Below are 18,564 nucleotides of genomic sequence, written 5' to 3' on the forward strand. Positions count from 1 at the left end.
TGAGGTCGTTATTGAAGTCATCGGTGGTGGTATGGTGGAAGAGGAGGAGGTTTCTGGCATTATGGAGGTAGAAGCCTTCGTCGGTGAGGAGGGCGCTGCTCCAGGAAAGGCGAGGATAGGCATCGCTGGATAAGGCGTAGACACGAAAGAAAACCATAAGCCCAAGAGTCATCAGTGCAAAGATGCAGAATAGAGGCTTATTGGAACGATCAGCTCCGAACCGCACGAAGAGTGCACCTCCATTTCCGACTGCATTGAGAGATGGCTATGCCGATCAATGCCGATAGAGTCAGCAGAGACAAATAGATTCCAATGGCGAAAGCGGATGGATAGTAGATAAGACGTACGTGATGTGTCCCTGGCCCGAGCAGGAATCCCATAAACGCCATATCAGCAGAATAGAGGGGTACGTAATGCCCATTTTCTATGGCGTGCCACCCGGGTTGGGCGGTTACAGAGCAGACAACGAAGGCGGGGTGCGTCGTTTGTACTGAGATCAACAGAACATCGGGCGAGGTCCATACAGCTTTGGCCATAACCGGCTTTGCGCTTATCTGGCAGTTACAAGCCCATTGTGAAGGAAACTTTTTTAATACGGCCTGCTCGATCGGATTGAAATGCGGTGAAGCCATGATCGCCTCCTGTCGCATAAGGTTGCCGGCAATGAGGAGCTGTTTGACAGTCCAAACCGGTGCGTGTGGGTATTCATTTCGATAGACTCTTAGTGGCCCGTACGTATCATAAGTCTCGCTAAGCCATGGATCCGAAAGATGATATATACGTGGCAGCAGTAGAGTAGAGACGTCCATTAACGATGTCAAACGGATGGCGTTAGGCTCACCCAAGGAAAGTGCAACACGTACCATTCCGTCAACGCGCGCTGCTGTGGCAACGGGAACAGGTTCATAGGCGGAAGCCGATGGCAGATTTGCATTCATATTTAGGTTAGGAAGAAGGGTACCTAGTTGTAGCTGTAGAAATGGCCTAGCCCTCTCACCATAGTCCGCATAGCCTTCGGTTACGAAACGGTTCCAGTAGGTAGCGTGTTCTGGCGTATAAATGCGAGAAGTGACCGATAGCGGAACCATTGTATGTATGCGTGCCAGACGATCTGGAGAGACCATAGGTAACCAATCTGTTGAGTAGTATACGAGAGGAAGGGCGGTAAGTATCACAAAAAAGCAAGTTATGTACGTCTTCGCCGACTTGGATTGCCGGTTTATATAGGCGTTGTAGCCGTATGCGGTTAAGAAACAAGCTGCGAAGTGGAAAATAATCAAGAAACGGGCAGGATCGTGAAAGAGGGAGATACCCGGTAATGTATAGAAGGCGACCCAAAAAAGACCGCCCATAATCCCGAAGCTCATCCATAGCGTGAGAAGCAGTGCTCCTAGCCAGAAGCGGACATCTGGAGATCGTTTCCAGAACACTAGGGCATACCCGATGAAGAGCAATGGAATCCACCCGATAAAAACAGCAACTTCCCAGGCGTTCCCCGCCCCCCAGTAGTCGGCATCGGCCGGGCTTCCGAAGAAATGAGGGAACAGCAAGGCGAGAAGCCCAAGGGGATGAAGCACAAAACGATTTGCTTGCCAAGGTGTAAGGTGCTCGCGTGAGCTATCGAGAGCCAGTTGCAGAACAGGCAGCAGTTGGCAACTACTTAGGAGTATTCCTCCAACGATTCCTGCAATACAGCCGCAGAAAGCCATTCGATTTCCGCATGCCGCTATTATCCCCTTCCCGGAAGTGCGTTTAAGTTCATGAAGGCGAAAGGGGAGGTAAGCTCCAAGCAAGAGAAATGTGAGATAGGTTACTTGGGGATGGGCGGCGAGGACTAATAGTCCAACGACGGCGGTGAGTTGGAGTACGCTCGCGGGCGTACGCATCTGGAGTAGTCTCTCAACGCTGTAGAACACTCCCGGAAGGTAGGACAGACTAAAGAGCATCGGCGGAAATTGTGCTTTTCCTAAGAAAGCCCCACTTCCGATAAAGACGGTCGCACCGATGAGGGCAGCAGAGCTGCATTGCGTTCGCAACTTCAGGAAGCCATAGAAAAATAGAGCAGCAAGATATGTGTGAATCAGAACGGCCACCGTAATGTATTTCCACGGTGAGAGCCAGAGCAACAGGAAGGAAAAAGGATAGAGTAAGCCTATCTGCGGGTTGCCGGAATAGGGTTGTCCACACAACAAGAAGGGGTTCCAAAGAGGCACACGCCCCTGCCGTATCTCCCTAGCAGCAAAATGGGCCATGGGTTGGAAATAGTAGAGAATATCCCCCCAATAGAGAGCTTTACCTTCAAGAAATTCGCGATAAAGCAGCAAAGTGTAAGCGAGTAAGATAAGGAAAATTGCCGATTCGCGGAAGTACTGAGGTATTCTACTGTACCGAGAGAACCACCGATTGCTGCTTTCTGAAGGAACGTTGAAGGACATTATCCAGTATAGCACTGACGTGATGCAGGGAGTTTAGCACGCATCTGAACAATACGTCAACATCGCCCATTGGGTAAGGAGAGATCGTACATGAACAATCTGGCCATCATAGGAGGCACGGGATTCGAGAATCTACCGCCAGAATTTTTTGGCGAGACTGTGTCGGTGCACTTACCCAATGCCGAAGTGAAAGTAATAAGCATTGCTGACAATTACGTTGAGCCGCAGGCCCTCTACTTTCTTCCTCGTCACGGACACATGCATCATCTGGCACCGCATCAAATAGATTACCGTGCGAATATGGAGGCCTTGGTTAAATTGGGCGTAAAAAAAATTTTGGCAACCAATGCGGTTGGCAGCTTGCGAAGCGATCTCCCCCCTGGAACCCTCCTCATTCCGCATGATTTCATAGACTTTACCCGTAGGAGAACGTTAACCTACTTTGTCGGTTCAGAATGGCGACATACCGATTTTTCCCAGCCGTACAGTCAGGTCATTCGGAATGCTATCATGCGTGCCGCAGAGGAGCTAGATGTCCCTATTGTATCGCGAGGGGTCTATGTTGGTGTAGATGGCCCACGTTTCGAAACACCCGCAGAGGTGCGCATGTTTGCGCTTGTGGGAGGCGACGTTGTCGGGATGACAGGCGTGCAGGAGGCGATATTCGCGCGCGAGGCTGGCCTTGAATATGGCTCCTTATGCTTTGTGACGAACTATGCAGCAGGCCTTAGTCTAGAATCTATTGAACATGAGGCTGTTTCTAAAATAATGCAGGAGCATCTCCCGACGATTCGGGAAGTGCTATTTCAAGCGGCGCATTTCCTATGTGTTCAGGAATAACTTCAACGAAGGATAATTTAGCGGGTATCCTGATGACAGTGATGCTCTATGGAGGTGGTCATGGAGAAGATTCCGGTGTATACAGGGTCGAGACTGCCGACGGCACCCTATACTCCAGGTATACGTGTAGGAAACCTAGTTTTTGTGTCAGGGCAAGTACCCCTCGATCCCACCACACATCAAGTGGTGCGCGATGACTTCGAGCGAGCCGTGCGTCAATGCATCGAAAATGTGCAACAAGTTTTGGCTGAAGCGGGCACGGGTTTAGAACACTGTGTGAAAGTAACCGTCTTCCTGAAAGACATGGATAATTTCGACAGACTCAACAAAGTATATGCCGAGTATTTCGGACTGGTAAAGCCTGCTCGAACCTGCATCCAGGCAGCTCGTCTACCGCTAGATGTGGATGTTGAGATCGAAGCTATCGCGGTGATTCCCGCTTGAAGGAGATTAGCAAACGGAGGTTGCGATGCGGTGAGGCGCCAAAATGTCCGATAATGTTAAATATGATTTTTTGAAGCCCTATAGGGCTTCAAAAAATCGCGCGCGGCGCCTTCGGCGCCGCTACTGCCCTATTCCCCCAACAACCTGTCTACAAAACTACGAGCGTTAAACTCCTCTAACGCCTCAACACGTTCCCCCGTCCCTACCAGCTTTATCGGCAACTTTAAATCGTCGGCAATGCTTAGTACAATGCCTCCCCGCGCCGTCCCATCTAGCTTCGTCAATACGATCCCTGTAATCGGGATAAACTTTAGAAACAACTTCGCTTGGCTTATCGCATTCTGACCCGTCGTCGCATCAAGGACTAGGAGCACCTCATCCGGCGCCCGCTCCAACTCCCTTTCAGCAATACGATAGATTTTACGTAACTCCTCCATCAAGTTCACCCTCGTGTGCAAACGCCCCGCTGTATCCGCGATAACATAGTCCGTTCCTCTTGCACGAGCCGCGCGAATCGCGTCGTAAATAACAGCAGAAGGATCGGCTCCCTCACGGTGTCGTACCATATCGGTTCCCGTTCGCTGCGCCCACACCGCCAGCTGGTCAATTGCAGCCGCTCGAAAGGTATCTCCTGCTGCTAGTATCACGCTTTTCCCACGGCTCTGTAACATATGCGCCATCTTTGCAATTGTGGTCGTCTTCCCTACCCCATTCACCCCAACTATAAGATAGAGAGTGGGTAGAGAAGGAGACTCCTTAAGGCGAATGTTGGATGGATCACCACCCTCCAATACGGCGATCATCTCCCGTTTCAAAGTCTCTACTGCCTGCTGAATCGAGCGGATACCCTCTTCTTCAACCGCACGCCGAAGGGCACTTATCAGACGCTGCGTTGTCTGCACATTGATGTCAGCCTGAATGAGGGTAGCCTCAAGCTCCTCATATAGCTCCTCATCAACCTTTCTCCCCCCCGCTACAACTTGCTCGATGGTGTTTCGTATTTTTTGGAATAGCTGAAAAGGCATCTCACCCCTTCTCCCTAAAACTTTCACTGCCATTATAGCCGATCTTCACCCCTTGATGCCCGTAAGCGTGACCCCCTCAATAAAGTAACGTTGTGTGAAGAAGAAGAGCACTAAGACCGGAAGCATAACCATCGTAGAGGCCGCCATCATCATCCCCGGCTCACCCCCATGCGCATTCTGAAAAAGCTGCAGAGCGTAGGCTAGCGTTTCGTGGGCAGGAGAGCTGATGTAGATCAGCGGCCCGCGGAAATCGTTCCAAGCCCCCATGAAAGTCATAATAGTGACGGCGGCTAGGGCAGGTTTAATCTGGGGCAGCATAATGCGCCAATAGATCATGTAGAACGAACAGCCATCTATCTTCGCTGCATCTTCCAATTCACTTGGAATGCCAAGAAAGAACTGGCGCAGCATGAAAATATAGAATGCCGAACCAAAAAAGGCCGGCACCCATAACGGCTTAAGAGTATCTATCCAGCCGAGCCAGCGGAAAATGAGGAAGACCGGCATCATGGTGACCGCCGATGGCAACATCATCGTTGCAAGCACCAGCATGAAGAGAGAGTCACGGCCAGGGAACCTCAAACGGGCAAAGCCATAAGCAACCGTCGAGGCAGAAAATAAGGCCCCCAAAATAGACAGCACCGTGATCTCAACCGTATTGATCAGGAAAACCAATCCATAATGCGTTTCAGGCGGAAGAAAGCGTAGCGCATCCGAGTAGTTCTGCCATTTCGGCGCAAAATGCTGCACTTCATGCATCGCTGTGCTTGGAACCCATAACCGCTGCCCCTGATCAACTCCTTTAGAAATGACTTCGACAAGCCGCACCCCATGGGTAACATCGCCTAGTGCCGCCACACGAAGCCTGTTGCCATGATATTCCACCCAATACACCGGATACTCCACCCCATGCAGACGCACCCTATCCTGCTGCGTGGGTATCCAAACCGGCGGAAATCGACTCATCTGAGAATCGTCTTTCAACGAGGTGGAAACGAGCCATGCAAACGGAATCAAAAAAAGTATCGAACCGGCAATGAGAATCATATGGAGGATCGTCTGACGAGCCGATTCCCTCATATACTTTAAGCTCTGCCAGGGGAAAGTACGTCGCACAAAAAATCGGTATATCCCCCACTCGACAGCAAGGCAAGGAACCGAACTCATGAGCGTCTTCCATACAGGCGTAAACGGTAGTGCGGCTATTATCAACACCCAGAGTGGCAGCAGACAGCCTAATATAAGCGCAACAGACCTTGCGCGCGCATGAAGAGCGCCCAACAGAAGAGGAATCCATGCTCCCACAAACACAGCTGCGCCCAAAACGGCTAATACAACCCAAATCGGTGCCAATGCAGAACTGTGCATCTCCACTCCCCTCAACTCTTTCTGTCATGTTTGAGAATTCGCCCCAATAACCACGGCAACCCGCGCCCCTCGTTACTAGGTTCATCCGATTGTCCAGGCATGTCCTCTCGCTCCTTGGCCTTCAGCAAATCTATGAGGGCTTGTTGAAGCCTTTCGTTGGACTGAAGGGTATCTCTAAGCAGAATGTAGATTCTATCCATCTCAAGTTGAAGCCGTTCTTGCTCATGCAGAAGGCGATTCAGCAGGGTAACCACACGATCGAACTGTTCGTCGTATTGTCTAATTTTTTCAGATATTTGACTGATATTATCAGACACATCGTCATCAACCTTTGCTGTTTCAGGTAGAAGTACTCGTATTTTTTCTGACATATTGTCTGTCTTTAATTTGCCATTTTTGACGTACCGATAGATTGTACGTTCGGATACACCAAGCCGTCGAGCGGCCTCAGCAATCGTCACTCCATGAGAGACATGACTCGTATTTTGATCGGCGGAAGGCATTTGAGTGTCCTTGAAGCGGTCTCGTTTTAGGCTTGATAATGAGTATTATACAGAATTCGATGATGGGCGCTCAGATAAATACCTCGAAAGTGTCTCGCTTATCTCTCCCTGTAAATCTTGCCGATTATCGTCGTAAATGCGCAGCGTCTCTAAACGCGCATGTCGCGAAAGACGTTGAACTCGGCGTATGTCCCCCTGTGAAAGATCAAGAGCTAAAGTGATGGCCGTGTGCCGTAAACGATGAGGGCTAATAGGCTTTGCTATCCCGCAGGCTTTCGCCCGTGCGCGTACGATCTTGTAAACGCCATCGGCTGTAAGAGCTTGCCCCCGATGACAGTTGCTTAAACTGACAATTAAGGGCGAAGAGATACTATCTGCGTGCCCACTAGCACTGAGATAATCCCGCAGAGCCTCCTGCAAGCGCGGAGAAAGGCGAATGGTCTCCTTTTGAGTCCCACGTCCCTTACCCGTTATGGAGAGCGTTCCGGTCTCTGCCTCAAAGTCGCCAACGCGCAAGGCTACAATTTCAGCTCGGCGCAAGGCGTTCTCTAAGAGGAGTAACAGCAAAACGAGGTCACGCTTCCCTACGAGGGTCGTGGTATCAATAGAATTCACCAGTTCACGTGCCAAAGCACCATCTACACCGGTGGTGTCACGATAGGGTCTTACACGCTCGCCAACAACGCGCCCCTCTAAAACCACATCTGTCAAGCCTAAACGTCTTGCAAAGCGCACCAAACTTTTTACTGCCGCCAATCTCCGATTTATGGTAGCTTCTGCCAGCCCCTGTTCCATTAGATAGGCCTTGTAACGGAACAACAACAAAGTCATCTCAGAAGCCGGTAGGCTCAAAAACTGCCGTACACACTCCGGCGATGGCAGGGATTGAAAGCTAAATCGAAAGAAGTCTTTAAGATCGGCAGCATAGGCACGACGAGTGTTTTCGCTTCTGCGGTCGGCCAGAAGCAACCCAACGAGGTCATATTGTGCAGGCAGCCCCTGCTGCACGGAATCGGTATTGTCTGTTTCGTTCAGGGCAGGTTCCGCTCGTGGGTTCATCGCTTCTCTGCCTCGTAATACACCCATTTAGGTGCTAGCTTTAACTGGATGAGTGTGAGCAAAAGGATGATGACGAACAGAAACCATGCTAACGCAGAGGCAAAACCCATCTTGAAGTACTGAAATGCGTTCTTGAACAGGTAAAGCACGGGCATGAGGAGACTGTCCAAAGGGCCGGCAGGTTGACTTAAGTCGCCGCCAGAAAGCACATAGACGCTATCAAACTGTTGTAGCGTGCCTATGATGCCCATGATCACGTTGAAGAAAATGTAAGGTGAAAGCATGGGAACAGTAACATTACGGAACTTCGCCCACCAGCCCGCACCATCAATCTCAGCAGCCTCATAGAGATGCTGTGGAATCCCTTGCAGACCGGCCAGCCAAAGGATCATACCCGACCCTGCTCCCCATAATCCTTGCAGAATAAGCGCCGGTTTCGACCATGCGGCATCGGCTAACCATCCGGGAGGTGCCAAACCAAACCACCTATCGAGCGTCGCCTTCCAGGCCGCATCAATGAGCCCTCGATTCGGGTCACCATTGAGAAGCCATATCCACAAAACAGCACTAGCGACTACCGGTACAATGGATGGCAAGTAAAAGGCCGTTCGATAAAAGCTCATACCCTTTACCTTAGCGTTGAGAAGCATGGCAACCGCGAGACTCGTGACGATTCCCAAAGGGATGCCGATAAAAGCCACATACATCGCATTAAAAAGGGAAACACGCAGGTAGTACCCATCGTCACGCCCAAACATCTCGGCATAGTTATGCAAACCGACCCATCGCGCCGGATGAAGCACATCGTAATCGCAAAAGCTAAAGTAGAGTGACGCGATCATGGGTCCGGCTGTAAATATCAAAAAACCCAGTAGCCAAGGTGCGATGAAAACATATCCCGCAATTGCCTCCACTCTTCCTAGTTGCCGCATACGTCGAATCTGGAACACCCGCCACAAGGCGAGGCCAAATACAATGCATCCGGTTATAACGCTTAAGGCGATAGGCACCGAGGCCGGAATTCGGGGATAGGTATCCTCTTCAAAAACTTTGTCAAGCTCATGTTGCACAACGCGCGTTGCTTCATCTAGAGCCGCTTGTGGGGACTTTTGGTGATGCGTGGCAACATCCATCGCTCTCACCTGTTCGTCCCACAGCCTTTGCCCCACAAAGGTTACCGGGCGAAACCGCGCATGGTCCATCATAGAGATAAACAGCTCCATGGCCTTTTTAAATTTTGGGTCTTTAGGCCCATATTTAGCAAATACCACCTGATTCGTCACCCGATTCGCCGACAAACTCGGTACAAAGGGACGCCCTTTGGAGGCATCGTACTCTTTGGTAGCTTCTGCATCAATTAAAGCTGCCTGCGGGCTTGTCATCCATTTAATGAACTCCCACGCGGCCTCAATGTGGCGTGCCCCTCGAGGGATGGCATAAGAGAATCCCCCGGCCCAAGTCACAAAGGTGTCCTTGTCATGCGCAAAACGACCCCGATGATAGTACCGGTCTGCCGGTACCGGGGCGGGGGCAACGCCGAAATCAAGATCAGGTTTGTATCGGGCAATAGAGGCCGGCACCCACGAACCGTCTATCTTCATAGCCACCTTGCCAGTCAGAAAAGGATCAAGTTCGTTGGGCTGAAATCCCGATTGGAATGCGCTGATTTTATCAATACCGCCTAATGCATCGTAGACTTTCACCATGTAAGCCAACGCCTCAACATTGGGTTTGGCGTTCATCGTACAACGTTTACCATCAGGCGACATAAACTCGCCATCGTTCTGCCAGGCGTACAGGTAGAGCCAAGAGTTCCCGTAGTTTGGAATAAATCCGATACGATTGATCGTACCGTCGGGATTATACTTTGTGAGCTTAATAGCATCTTGTAGAAGTTCATCCCAAGTGCGTGGTGGCTTGGGATTCCCTTTCGAGTCTACAATTCCAGCCTCACGAAACAGCGCTTTGTTGTAAAATAAAGCCCTATCATCTGTAGAGTCCGGTATGGCGAACACATGTTTCTCCCCGGTCTTGGGGTTTGTATAGGTCGCTTCTCGCCAACAGGCCGGGTAGTAATCTTGTGGCCGAACCCCAAAAGGTTTATTTCTATCCCGAGCAATGAGATTATCCAAAGGAAGAAAGGTATCTCTCGAAGCCCAATCCCCTATGGTAAACCGGTCTTGGTGGATAACATCCGGAGGCACATTGCCAACAATAGAGGTCATTAGTTTCTGAGGATCCATGTTTCCGGCCCCCATACCCAGCACGCTTACAACAATGTTTGGGTGCATTTTTTCAAATGCGGCGATGCGCGCCTCTAGTCCTGCCGTCTCCTCGCCGAGCTGCATGCCCCAGACTACTAATTTGATCTTGCCGGGTGGAACTTCAGGTGCAAAACACCCCTCCAGAGAACATAGGGCAACAATAACCATAACGGTGCAGATTATTTTCGATATCCTCAGTTGCCAATGATCCATCTGTTTTTCCTCTCCAAAACAGCTCTGTTTCAGATTACCCGCTAATCCGGCCAAACGCTCCAACCCAAAGAAGCCATACCTCCCTCATGAGAGGATACCCCCTTAAAATGCTGCAACCTAAACTTGTTCCTTGCGTAGTAGTATATAAATGATTGGCGGCACATCATGTTTGACGGCCACTCATAAGTTCGTCTTGCTGAAGGAGACTCTCTATGCTTAGCTTCTTTCTTCTGTGGGTACTGCCCATTTTGCTTGGCATCGGAGCGCAGTGGGTATCCAGCAGATGCCGTGGCAGAAACGCTCAGAAAGCGTTCCGCTACCTCGGATGGGGCTTCTGGCTACTTCTGCTATGGGCGCTGCCTCTCGGGCGGCTTATTCCCTTTTTCCCAGGCTTCCTTGAGCCATTACTCCTCCCTATCAAGCTGATTCCCTCTGCGATTCTGTTTATCTTGGCAGGGAATAGCATCTTGAAGGAGATGCGTGCGCAGCAACGTGGTGAGTATACAGACCCCGCAGTATAACGACACCTAGATATAGGCTACTGCACCACAAGGTCAACAGCAGAAAAGTGCTCATGGCCGGCTATCTGATAGGTATTTTCGCTCTGAATGCGAACTAGATAGGTGCCGGGGTCTGTGATCCGGAAACGAATCATGCCGGTGGCCACGGTATGGGGCTTAAAATCCATAGTGAAACTGTTATCAACGACCCCAGCCGATCCGCTCGGATCGGGCACCGGCTTCTGGCCAACCTTCTGCTCACGTACCACAAAAAAGTGAACACCTACATCTTTAAGCACACCGTGCGGATACTCACACTCCATACGCCAGTGAACTTGTAGCTCACTACCCGCCATTACGGTGAGTACCGGCCGCTTGTTGAGGCCTCCTTCCGGTGGCGTTTCGTCGGCAAAAGCTTGGACGCTCTGCCCACCCGAAGATACCGTTAGTAGCATCCCGAAGTGTTCTGCTCGAGCGAGAGCCGCTCGATGCCCTGCTAGAGTGAAAAGCCAGCCAAGGCCAATGGCCATTGAAATAAACAGTGTCAGTCGCCTTTTATGCATTTTTACCTCCGAGTTCAGAACTCTGTGGAAAGTACCTACTTTTATTTGTTTCCGCACAGCGTAGCTGCATTCCTGCCTACGAGCTGCTCTGCTTTCGCACCAGCACGAACTTCCTTTCGATACCAATAAACGGCAATGTAACGGTGACCACTCTGTCTAAAGAGCCGCTGAATGCCTTGACCATCCCTCCCGCCCTATCCAACTCTGCATCCACCTCCACGCCTTTATAGGCGACTGCGTAGCCGCCCGACTTTACAAATGGGAGAAGCCACGGAAGTAGTCGCTCAAGAGGGGCAACCGCTCTGGCAACGGCAAAGTCGTATGCATTGAGGTTGGTACCTATCTTAGCAAAATCTTCAGCCCTGACGTGAAACGCGACCACATTTTGGAGATCAAGGGTTTTGATGACCCTGCACACGAACTCGACCTTCTTGCGCGTTCCATCTATCAGCGCGAAATGGACACGCGGAAAGGCAATGGCCAGAGGAATGCCAGGAAATCCGGCCCCCGTTCCTACATCAAGCACCCTCGTGCCTAGAGCGAAATGCACAACCTTAGCAACAGCAAGAGAATCCAAAAAATGGAGTTCGATCATCCGATCTTCAGGTATACGTGTCAGATTTATGAATCTATTAGCTTCATAAAGAAGAGACCCAAAAGTAGCAAACTGCTCACATTGTCTCTCATCTAGAGATATCCCCAATTGTCTAGCTCCCTCTAGCAGTCGCTCATGCTGCTCCAATGTCATCATCATTTGGCCTCGCCGATATTCACAAATATCTCTTCTAGGGCCGAGATTAACGCTTGCATAGGCTCCGGCGGATCGGCATGAAAACACAATGGTTCTCCTGTGACAGGGTGCACAAACGCCAATGAATAGGCGTGCAGAGCTTGACCTGGCAGCCTCTCTAACAGACCCTCTAGTCTCTTGCGTATATCAAAAGCAACCTCCTTCTGAGGTAAGTTCCGCTCTCCCCCATATACCGGATCACCCACAACAGGATGGTGAATATAGGCGCAGTGAACCCGAATTTGGTGGGTTCTTCCCGTCTGTAACTTCGCTTCGAGGAGGGTAAATAGCGAGCCAAAACGCCGCAACACCTTTAGCTCGGTCTTCGCCTCACGCGCCTTGTGCCGTGCATCCTCAATGACAGCCATCTTCTTACGATCCACAGGATGCCTTCCTATGGGCGCATCAACAATGGCTTCGTCAAATTTTGGAGTTCCCCAAACCACTGCAAGGTAGCGCCTCTCCATCTGTCTAGTTTGTAACTGTGCTTGCAGGTGGCGAAGGGCCTGATCGGTTTTTGCAACCACAAGCAGACCACTGGTATCTTTGTCAAGACGATGTACGATTCCGGGGCGCTCGTCTCCACCGGCATCAGAAAGCTCATCGGTGTGAGCCAATACCGCATTAACGAGGGTGCCGTGAGGAGTGCCGGGAGCTGGATGCACCACCATTCCTTGGGCTTTATTGATCACGAGTAGCTCTTCATCCTCATAAAGAATCGTTAACGGGATCGCCTCCGGTAGGATCGTGGTAGGCTCCGAAGGCGGTATCTGAACCACTACTTCATCCCCTATTCTCAAACGATAACTAGGGCGCGAAGTCTTGTCGTTAACCCAAACACCTCCCCACCCTTCCGAAGTCTGTTCAATCCAGCGAGCGGCCAAGGAACGGGAAGTCTGCGGCATTACCCGCACAATGAACCTATCAAGCCGTTCACCCTCCGCCTCTTTCGTAATAGTAAACACTCGCGTTTCCAAAGTCTTCCTCCCGACCCCCACTGAGCGAAACATACCCCAGAAAGAAGCCATCCTGCAACATTCGCCCGTTCTTGGCGTCTAAGATAATGACAGGAGATGACTTAACATGAAACTTATTTCAAAATTTACCTGTTATAGTATATAGATGCACGAGTTCGCGTACTGGGTCAACGCATTCAAAAATTGAGTCGAGTTCGTGCTTCGCCCAGTCACAATGAGGTGGACGGCAATTATGACCATAACCTATAAGGAAAGGATAAAGACACCTCATGGGCAAAAGTATCGAAAAATATGCGACCACCTACGTCGCTCTCGGAACCGTTTTGGGAGTGTGGCTTCTTCTCCTGCTCGTTCCTGGCCACTCGCCCAAACAAATTCATGCTTCCAATGGAGCCGCCACGATCATACAACAGGCCGATGAAATCTGCTCGGAAAGTTTCCTACACTGCACCGCGCTAACGCAACCCACCTACCACTCCAAATACTACTGGGCCGGCCCTCGAAGCCAACCCTACGACATATGGGAAACCACGGGTATCACTCCCTCCGGCCCCGTTCAAATGATATTCGACGCCCACTCTAACAATCTAACCTACTTCAACCGTGAAAACTATCAGGCGGTACAGGACACAACCCTGCCTGTTACCGTAAAAACCCAAGCCCAGGCGGCTTTCGCAAGCGCCAACATCCTCCAGACGTTACATCTTGTTCCCCAAGGTGCCTCTCTTCGGCTTGCAAGAGCGCCTTCTCTGCTTTGGGGAGGAAACGTGTGGGAAACGGTTTGGGTGCTCCATGCTCCACATCAGCTTCCTTCCCGAATCAGTCTCACTATTGCAAAACGTGGAGGTTACCTATTGAATTTAATCAGACGGCGCCTGCCCAAACCTTGAGCAGGCGCCGTTCCCACACGGCTAATTTAGCGGTTAACCAACGGAGAGAGTGGGATTCGAACCCACGGGGCTGTTTAGGCCCACGGCTTTTCGAGAGCCGCACCTTAAACCACTCGGACATCTCTCCAAAGCATATCTAGCCGTCTCGTAAGAGAGCGGATACGCCGTCGGAGGGAATCGAACCCCCGACGCCCTCCTTAGGACGGAGGCGCTCTATCCACTGAGCTACGACGGCAGATTCGATTCTCATTTTCTCATAACTAGGCCGATTCTGTCAACGTCTGGCCTTTTCATACGCCACCTCCGAATTTAGGATACAATGATGATCTAGGGGCTACTGTGGAGAGAATGAAATGACTCTTTTTCTTTCTGAAAAACAGGTGTCTAACCTGCTTACCATGCCGGAGGCTCTCCAGGTAGTTGAAGAGGCCTTTCGGCATATCGCTACCGGGGAGGCGCTTCAACAGCCACGCCGCCGCCTCATCATGCCCAAGGGCATCTATCACATAATGCCGGCGGCTGATCTGCAAACGGAAACGTTTGGGGTCAAACTTTACACTTCCTTCTCCCCTCGCACCCGATTTCTGTTCCTGCTCTACTCATCGCAAAATGGCGACCTGCTAGCCGTTATAGAGGCCGATAAACTTGGCCAGGTGCGCACCGGGGCCGCCTCGGGCATCGCAACAAAACTCCTCGCCAACCATGCCGATCCACTACGTGTTGGCCTATTTGGCGCCGGTTGGCAGGCGGAAACCCAGATCGAAGCTGTTTGCACAGCCTGCACGGTACAACAAGTGCTCGTTTATAGTCGTACCCCCGAACGTCGTGAGGCTTTTTGCAATAAGATGAGTACACTCCTGCGTCAAGATATACGCCCAGCGGAATCTCCAGAAGAGGTTGTGCGCAATAGTAACGTAATCATCACGGCAACCAACTCCATAAGCCCTGTGCTTCAAGGCGCATGGCTGCGGCCAGGTACCCATATCAATGCAGTCGGCAGCAACATGCTCATCCGTCAAGAGTTGGATATAGAGACCATACGCCGATCCGACCTTATCGTCGTAGACTCCATCGAGCAGGCACGCCTCGAAGCCGGCGATCTCTTACCGGCATTTGAGAGAGGTTATTTCCGATGGGAACAGGCTGTTGAGCTGGCACAAATTGTTAATCGGCAGCATCCCGGCCGCACAAAGCCAGAACAAATCACCCTCTTCAAATCGCTTGGCGTTGCGCTAGAGGATGTTGCAGTGGCCACACATGTCTATAAAAAAGCGCTTCACCAAGGCATCGGTGAGGAGCGACCCTTTTGGATAGAGCCATTGCCTTAAGCCCTAAATAAGCCCCTTCTCAATAGCCAATCTAACGGCCTCCGTTCGGTTAGAAGCGCCAAGTTTCGAATAGATATTTGATAGATGATGTTCCACAGTTTTTGGTGCAATGAAAAGCTCTTGGGCTATCTCCTTGTTTCTCGCTCCTTTGGCAACCAAACGTAGAACTTCCAGTTCTCTTTCATTGAGTTCAAAATCCCCTCCACTCTCACGCCGATGGGCTTTTAACTCGGTAAGCCAGGCGCTTACTCCAGGCGATAACACCACTTCACCCCGATGTGCAGCCTCAATGGAGGATACAAGTTCCGATGGGGTGGCATCCTTTAGGAGAAATCCTCGAGCACCTAAACGTAGTGCCGTTGCTACCGAGTCTTCGGTGGGAACGCTCGCGATTAAAAGTGCCGTAGGAGGTGGTTCCAAACTTACGATCCGCTCAAGCGCAGCTATGCCTCCTCCTCCAGGCATCTGTAGATCAAGCAAAATGACATCAGGATGAAGTTGCCTTGCCCGTTCAACGGCCTCATCTACATCTCCTGCCTCACCCACTACAAGAAAAGGCCCTGTCTGCTCAAGCACCGCACGCATTCCCTGCCTTGTTAAGGGATGATCATCTACAATAAGTAGACGGATGCTCTGAGATGGTTTCTCCGAAGGCAAACTCTCAACCACAACCTCTTGTTTCTTAGGCAGTGCCGGTACACTGGCGCTAGCTGTTCTCTCTGGTTGTACCTGACTCGTCGGCAAATCCGACGGCGTTTCATAGGGCAGTCGAACGGCTATCCGCGTACCCCACCCCGGAGTGCTCTCAATCTCCAACTCCCCCCCTAGCGCGCGTGCCCTTTCCTTCATACCGAAAAGCCCATAGCCGCCCTGTCGGTTTGGTGCCATCGGCTGTGCAGTGTCAAAGCCAACACCATCGTCTTCAATTCTCAAGGTCACAGCTTCCGGCTCATAGAGCAATCCGACACGCACACGGCTCGCCTGAGAATGACGCAAGGCATTGTTGAGAGCCTCTTGTGCGATTCTCAAGAGTGCAAGGCTTTGATCTCTTGATAACGATCTTTCGTTGCCAGAGATCACAAACTGTGTTAGTATGCCGGCGCGTTCTAGCCCTTGCAGTTCTTGGGCGATCACTTGTGCAGGTGTCATTGTCTCAAGTTCGGGAGGTGAAAGAGCTTCAATAGCACGCCGTGTGTCTGATAGCGCTCCGCGTGTTAGTTCGAGAGCAGCGCTCAAAAGCTTCTCGGTCTCAGCGACATTCTCTTGCTGCAAAAAACTCTGTGCCGTTTCCAACGTCAAAACCAAAGCACCCAGCGATCGGGCCACCGTATCATGCATCTCTCTACCTAACCTTGCCCGCTCTTGAAAGGTAGCATATCTTCGCTGCTCTTCAAGTAGCCTCGACATCGCAATTCCCAAAGTAGCGATATCGGCCAACGCCTGAAAAGCCGCAGTATCCGCCGGGGCAAACACGCGCTCATCCCTCAAATAGATCACCAGTGCGCCACTGATCTGATCGTGCAGCTGTAACATTGCCATCCAAACTGCACGAATCCCTTCCTGCACCAGGCGTTGTTGCATCTCAGGGGTTACAAAGGAACGATCGTTCACCGTTCGATAGATCGGCATCGTAGAGGCGAAAGCTCGTGGCCTAACGCTTTTACTCGCAATACGGGCTATATCTCTTCCAAACTCTGCAGAGATGTTTCGCAAGGCTACCGGTTTGATCTCGTCTCCCTCCTTCAAGAACAACCCCACCATCTCCACACGAAACCGACTTGCTACCATCTCCAAAAGCATCTGGCCAATATCCGGTAGAGATCGCTCCTCAAGAATGGCCGCAATCACGTCACGCAAATACTGGCGTCGCTGTATCTCTTCCTGGTAGGCGTTTGCGAGGCGCTGTAGTTCTACAAACAGCCCTACTCGTTGCGAGACCGCACGTACCCGCTTGCGCCATTCCGGTGTTTCAACCTCTGCACTTGGTTCTACCTGACCTACTAGAACTGCCAAGATATGCTTCTCAAACAGCAAGGGCACGATCAGAATTCTATCGCAGAAGCGTTCCGACAACGGTGCCGGCAACAACTTCGAGTCCTCTATAAGCTGATGTTCCCCCGTTCTGATAACCGTGGCAATAGCTCCGGCCTCGTCTAATGGAACCCCCCATAGCCGAAAATTCTCGTCGGTATAACCTACCGCCAACACTCCACAAACGCGCTGCTCTCCCGGCACATGCGACAGAGCCACCATATGGCTGCATTCAAGGGCTTTTGCGGCATCCTCCACCGTTTTACGTACGACTTTACGCAGCTCATCGGGCTCGAGCGGCACACCCGCAACAGCGGATATCCCCTCATACCTATAAGTGTTGGCATGGTTATCAAACTCTGTGTCCGTCATAGTTCGCCTACCTGTTCAAACCTAGCTTGCAGCCACGAGCGAAAATCAGGCGGTATTAGCTTAGCGCCCGCATTAAGAAGCAGGCGGTTACCCTCTCTGCCTGTCTCCGCAACGCAAACGCACTGCCCACGCCGAATCGCCGGCAAACATTCCTGATACAAAACCCCATTTTCGCGTACATCGAGCGCGATAACAACGTCGGAGAGAGCGATAATCAGCCGATCACGGCGACGGTTGTGCTGCCCTAAACAGTGGTCATCCAACCGAAATGGGGAGAGTACAAGGTCACGATCACCACAGAATTCTACAGAGTGAATGCGGGCAGCAGAAAAGAGGGCCTGATCAAAATGCTCCCCCATAGCCTCACGAAGCCCACGATCAAGAAGATAGATCACGGGGTGACCGCTGCGCTGTGCTGTCAAAGCGAGCCTTTGATAAGGAAGCCTATCATGACCTGTCACCGGAACGCCTTTACAGCCAATGAGTTCCGAGGCGATCCTTTCAAGCAGCGCACAGGTCTCTTCACACGCACCGTTCGAAACCAAGACAGTAAACGTAAAGCTCTTTGAAGAGTTGTCTAAAAGCTTATAGTTTCCTAACCCGTAGAGAATAGGCGGTGGAGAGGGGTCGTAGGTCTCCAATCGAGCAGGATAGGTTAGTTGTGCGCGTGTCACACAGTGCAGATTGTAAAATCGAACAACACGTGCGAGGATCTCGGCCTTCTCAATCAGTGACCCCTTATGGGAAAGGAGATACGCGATGGCGCGAGAAGTCAGACCGAAGCGTTCCCTCAGTTCAACAGCAGAAAAATTCAGAAATTCTCCCGGTGTTACCGGCTTCACGATAAGGCGGTTGAGAACGCTATCAAGCTGCTTCGCGCCAATATAAGGCACATGATGGAGCAGCAGGGCCATCTTCAAATAGTTGAAATTGGGAACGGTTTCGCGAACTTTATCGCTCAT

At 51.2% G+C, this 18,564-nt stretch carries 16 protein-coding genes and 2 tRNA genes; 5 read left to right on the top strand and 13 right to left on the bottom strand.

Annotated features, from left to right (window positions below; all coding sequences use genetic code 11):
* Nucleotides 1–209 precede the first annotated feature (209 nt).
* A complete protein-coding gene (locus VKV29_RS08140) occupies nt 210–2,435 on the bottom strand; it encodes a YfhO family protein (RefSeq protein ID WP_324200809.1) in 2,226 nt (741 codons plus the stop codon).
* A gap of 90 nt (nt 2,436–2,525) precedes the next feature.
* On the opposite strand from VKV29_RS08140, the gene VKV29_RS08145 reads away from it, so the two are divergent.
* Complete coding sequence (locus VKV29_RS08145; protein WP_324200810.1) at nt 2,526–3,275, top strand: MTAP family purine nucleoside phosphorylase; 750 nt, start codon at nt 2,526–2,528, stop codon at nt 3,273–3,275.
* A 60-nt stretch (nt 3,276–3,335) separates the two neighbouring features.
* Nucleotides 3,336–3,719, top strand: coding sequence for a Rid family detoxifying hydrolase (locus VKV29_RS08150; protein WP_324200811.1), 384 nt, complete (start codon nt 3,336–3,338; stop codon nt 3,717–3,719).
* Nucleotides 3,720–3,847: 128 nt separating this feature from the next.
* Here the strand turns inward: VKV29_RS08150 and ftsY are convergent, their stop codons facing one another.
* The 5 genes from ftsY to VKV29_RS08175 all read right to left on the bottom strand — a co-directional run bounded on the left by ftsY (nt 3,848) and on the right by VKV29_RS08175 (nt 10,151).
* Nucleotides 3,848–4,744, bottom strand: coding sequence for a signal recognition particle-docking protein FtsY (gene ftsY, locus VKV29_RS08155; protein ID WP_324200812.1), 897 nt, complete (start codon nt 4,742–4,744; stop codon nt 3,848–3,850).
* Between the two features lie 45 nt (nt 4,745–4,789).
* Entirely contained in the window at nt 4,790–5,710 is a 921-nt protein-coding gene (locus tag VKV29_RS08160) for a carbohydrate ABC transporter permease (protein WP_324200813.1), read from the bottom strand.
* Between the two features lie 413 nt (nt 5,711–6,123).
* Nucleotides 6,124–6,615, bottom strand: a complete 492-nt coding sequence (locus VKV29_RS08165) for a helix-turn-helix domain-containing protein (protein ID WP_324200814.1) — start codon at nt 6,613–6,615, stop codon at nt 6,124–6,126.
* 45 nt (nt 6,616–6,660) lie between these two features.
* Nucleotides 6,661–7,674, bottom strand: coding sequence for a tyrosine-type recombinase/integrase (locus tag VKV29_RS08170; protein WP_324200815.1), 1,014 nt, complete (start codon nt 7,672–7,674; stop codon nt 6,661–6,663).
* Nucleotides 7,671–10,151 carry an extracellular solute-binding protein gene (locus VKV29_RS08175; RefSeq protein WP_324200816.1) on the bottom strand — a complete coding sequence of 827 codons (2,481 nt, stop codon included), beginning with the start codon at nt 10,149–10,151 and terminating at the stop codon, nt 7,671–7,673. Before VKV29_RS08175 ends, VKV29_RS08170 begins: the two co-directional genes overlap by 4 nt.
* Before the next feature lie 212 nt (nt 10,152–10,363).
* On the opposite strand from VKV29_RS08175, the gene VKV29_RS08180 reads away from it, so the two are divergent.
* Nucleotides 10,364–10,672 carry a hypothetical protein gene (locus tag VKV29_RS08180; protein ID WP_324200817.1) on the top strand — a complete coding sequence of 103 codons (309 nt, stop codon included), beginning with the start codon at nt 10,364–10,366 and terminating at the stop codon, nt 10,670–10,672.
* 17 nt (nt 10,673–10,689) lie between these two features.
* Here VKV29_RS08180 and VKV29_RS08185 read toward each other — a convergent pair whose 3' ends face one another.
* The 3 genes from VKV29_RS08185 to VKV29_RS08195 all read right to left on the bottom strand — a co-directional run bounded on the left by VKV29_RS08185 (nt 10,690) and on the right by VKV29_RS08195 (nt 12,981).
* Nucleotides 10,690–11,214, bottom strand: a complete 525-nt coding sequence (locus tag VKV29_RS08185) for a hypothetical protein (RefSeq protein WP_324200818.1) — start codon at nt 11,212–11,214, stop codon at nt 10,690–10,692.
* A gap of 76 nt (nt 11,215–11,290) precedes the next feature.
* Nucleotides 11,291–11,968, bottom strand: coding sequence for a 16S rRNA (guanine(527)-N(7))-methyltransferase RsmG (gene rsmG / locus VKV29_RS08190; protein ID WP_324200819.1), 678 nt, complete (start codon nt 11,966–11,968; stop codon nt 11,291–11,293).
* Nucleotides 11,965–12,981 carry an RluA family pseudouridine synthase gene (locus VKV29_RS08195; protein WP_324200820.1) on the bottom strand — a complete coding sequence of 339 codons (1,017 nt, stop codon included), beginning with the start codon at nt 12,979–12,981 and terminating at the stop codon, nt 11,965–11,967. Before VKV29_RS08195 ends, rsmG begins: the two co-directional genes overlap by 4 nt.
* 269 nt (nt 12,982–13,250) lie before the next feature.
* On the opposite strand from VKV29_RS08195, the gene VKV29_RS08200 reads away from it, so the two are divergent.
* Nucleotides 13,251–13,871 (top strand): hypothetical protein, encoded by a 621-nt coding sequence (locus VKV29_RS08200; RefSeq protein WP_324200821.1) that lies wholly within the window; start codon nt 13,251–13,253, stop codon nt 13,869–13,871.
* 41 nt (nt 13,872–13,912) lie between these two features.
* Here the strand turns inward: VKV29_RS08200 and VKV29_RS08205 are convergent.
* A tRNA-Ser gene (locus VKV29_RS08205) sits at nt 13,913–13,998 on the bottom strand.
* 35 nt (nt 13,999–14,033) lie between these two features.
* A tRNA-Arg gene (locus tag VKV29_RS08210) sits at nt 14,034–14,106 on the bottom strand.
* A gap of 118 nt (nt 14,107–14,224) precedes the next feature.
* On the opposite strand from VKV29_RS08210, the gene VKV29_RS08215 reads away from it, so the two are divergent.
* The gene (locus tag VKV29_RS08215; protein ID WP_324200822.1) at nt 14,225–15,199 is read left to right on the top strand and encodes an ornithine cyclodeaminase family protein; all 975 of its coding nucleotides are present in this window, start codon (nt 14,225–14,227) and stop codon (nt 15,197–15,199) included.
* Nucleotides 15,200–15,202: 3 nt separating this feature from the next.
* Here the strand turns inward: VKV29_RS08215 and VKV29_RS08220 are convergent, their stop codons facing one another.
* Complete coding sequence (locus VKV29_RS08220; protein WP_324200823.1) at nt 15,203–17,602, bottom strand: response regulator; 2,400 nt, start codon at nt 17,600–17,602, stop codon at nt 15,203–15,205.
* Entirely contained in the window at nt 17,599–18,564 is a 966-nt protein-coding gene (locus VKV29_RS08225; RefSeq protein WP_324200824.1) for a hypothetical protein, read from the bottom strand. The genes VKV29_RS08220 and VKV29_RS08225 overlap by 4 nt, the downstream gene beginning before the upstream one ends.

It is taken from the genome of Chthonomonas sp. (assembly GCF_035294165.1).
GTDB lineage: Bacteria > Armatimonadota > Chthonomonadetes > Chthonomonadales > Chthonomonadaceae > Chthonomonas.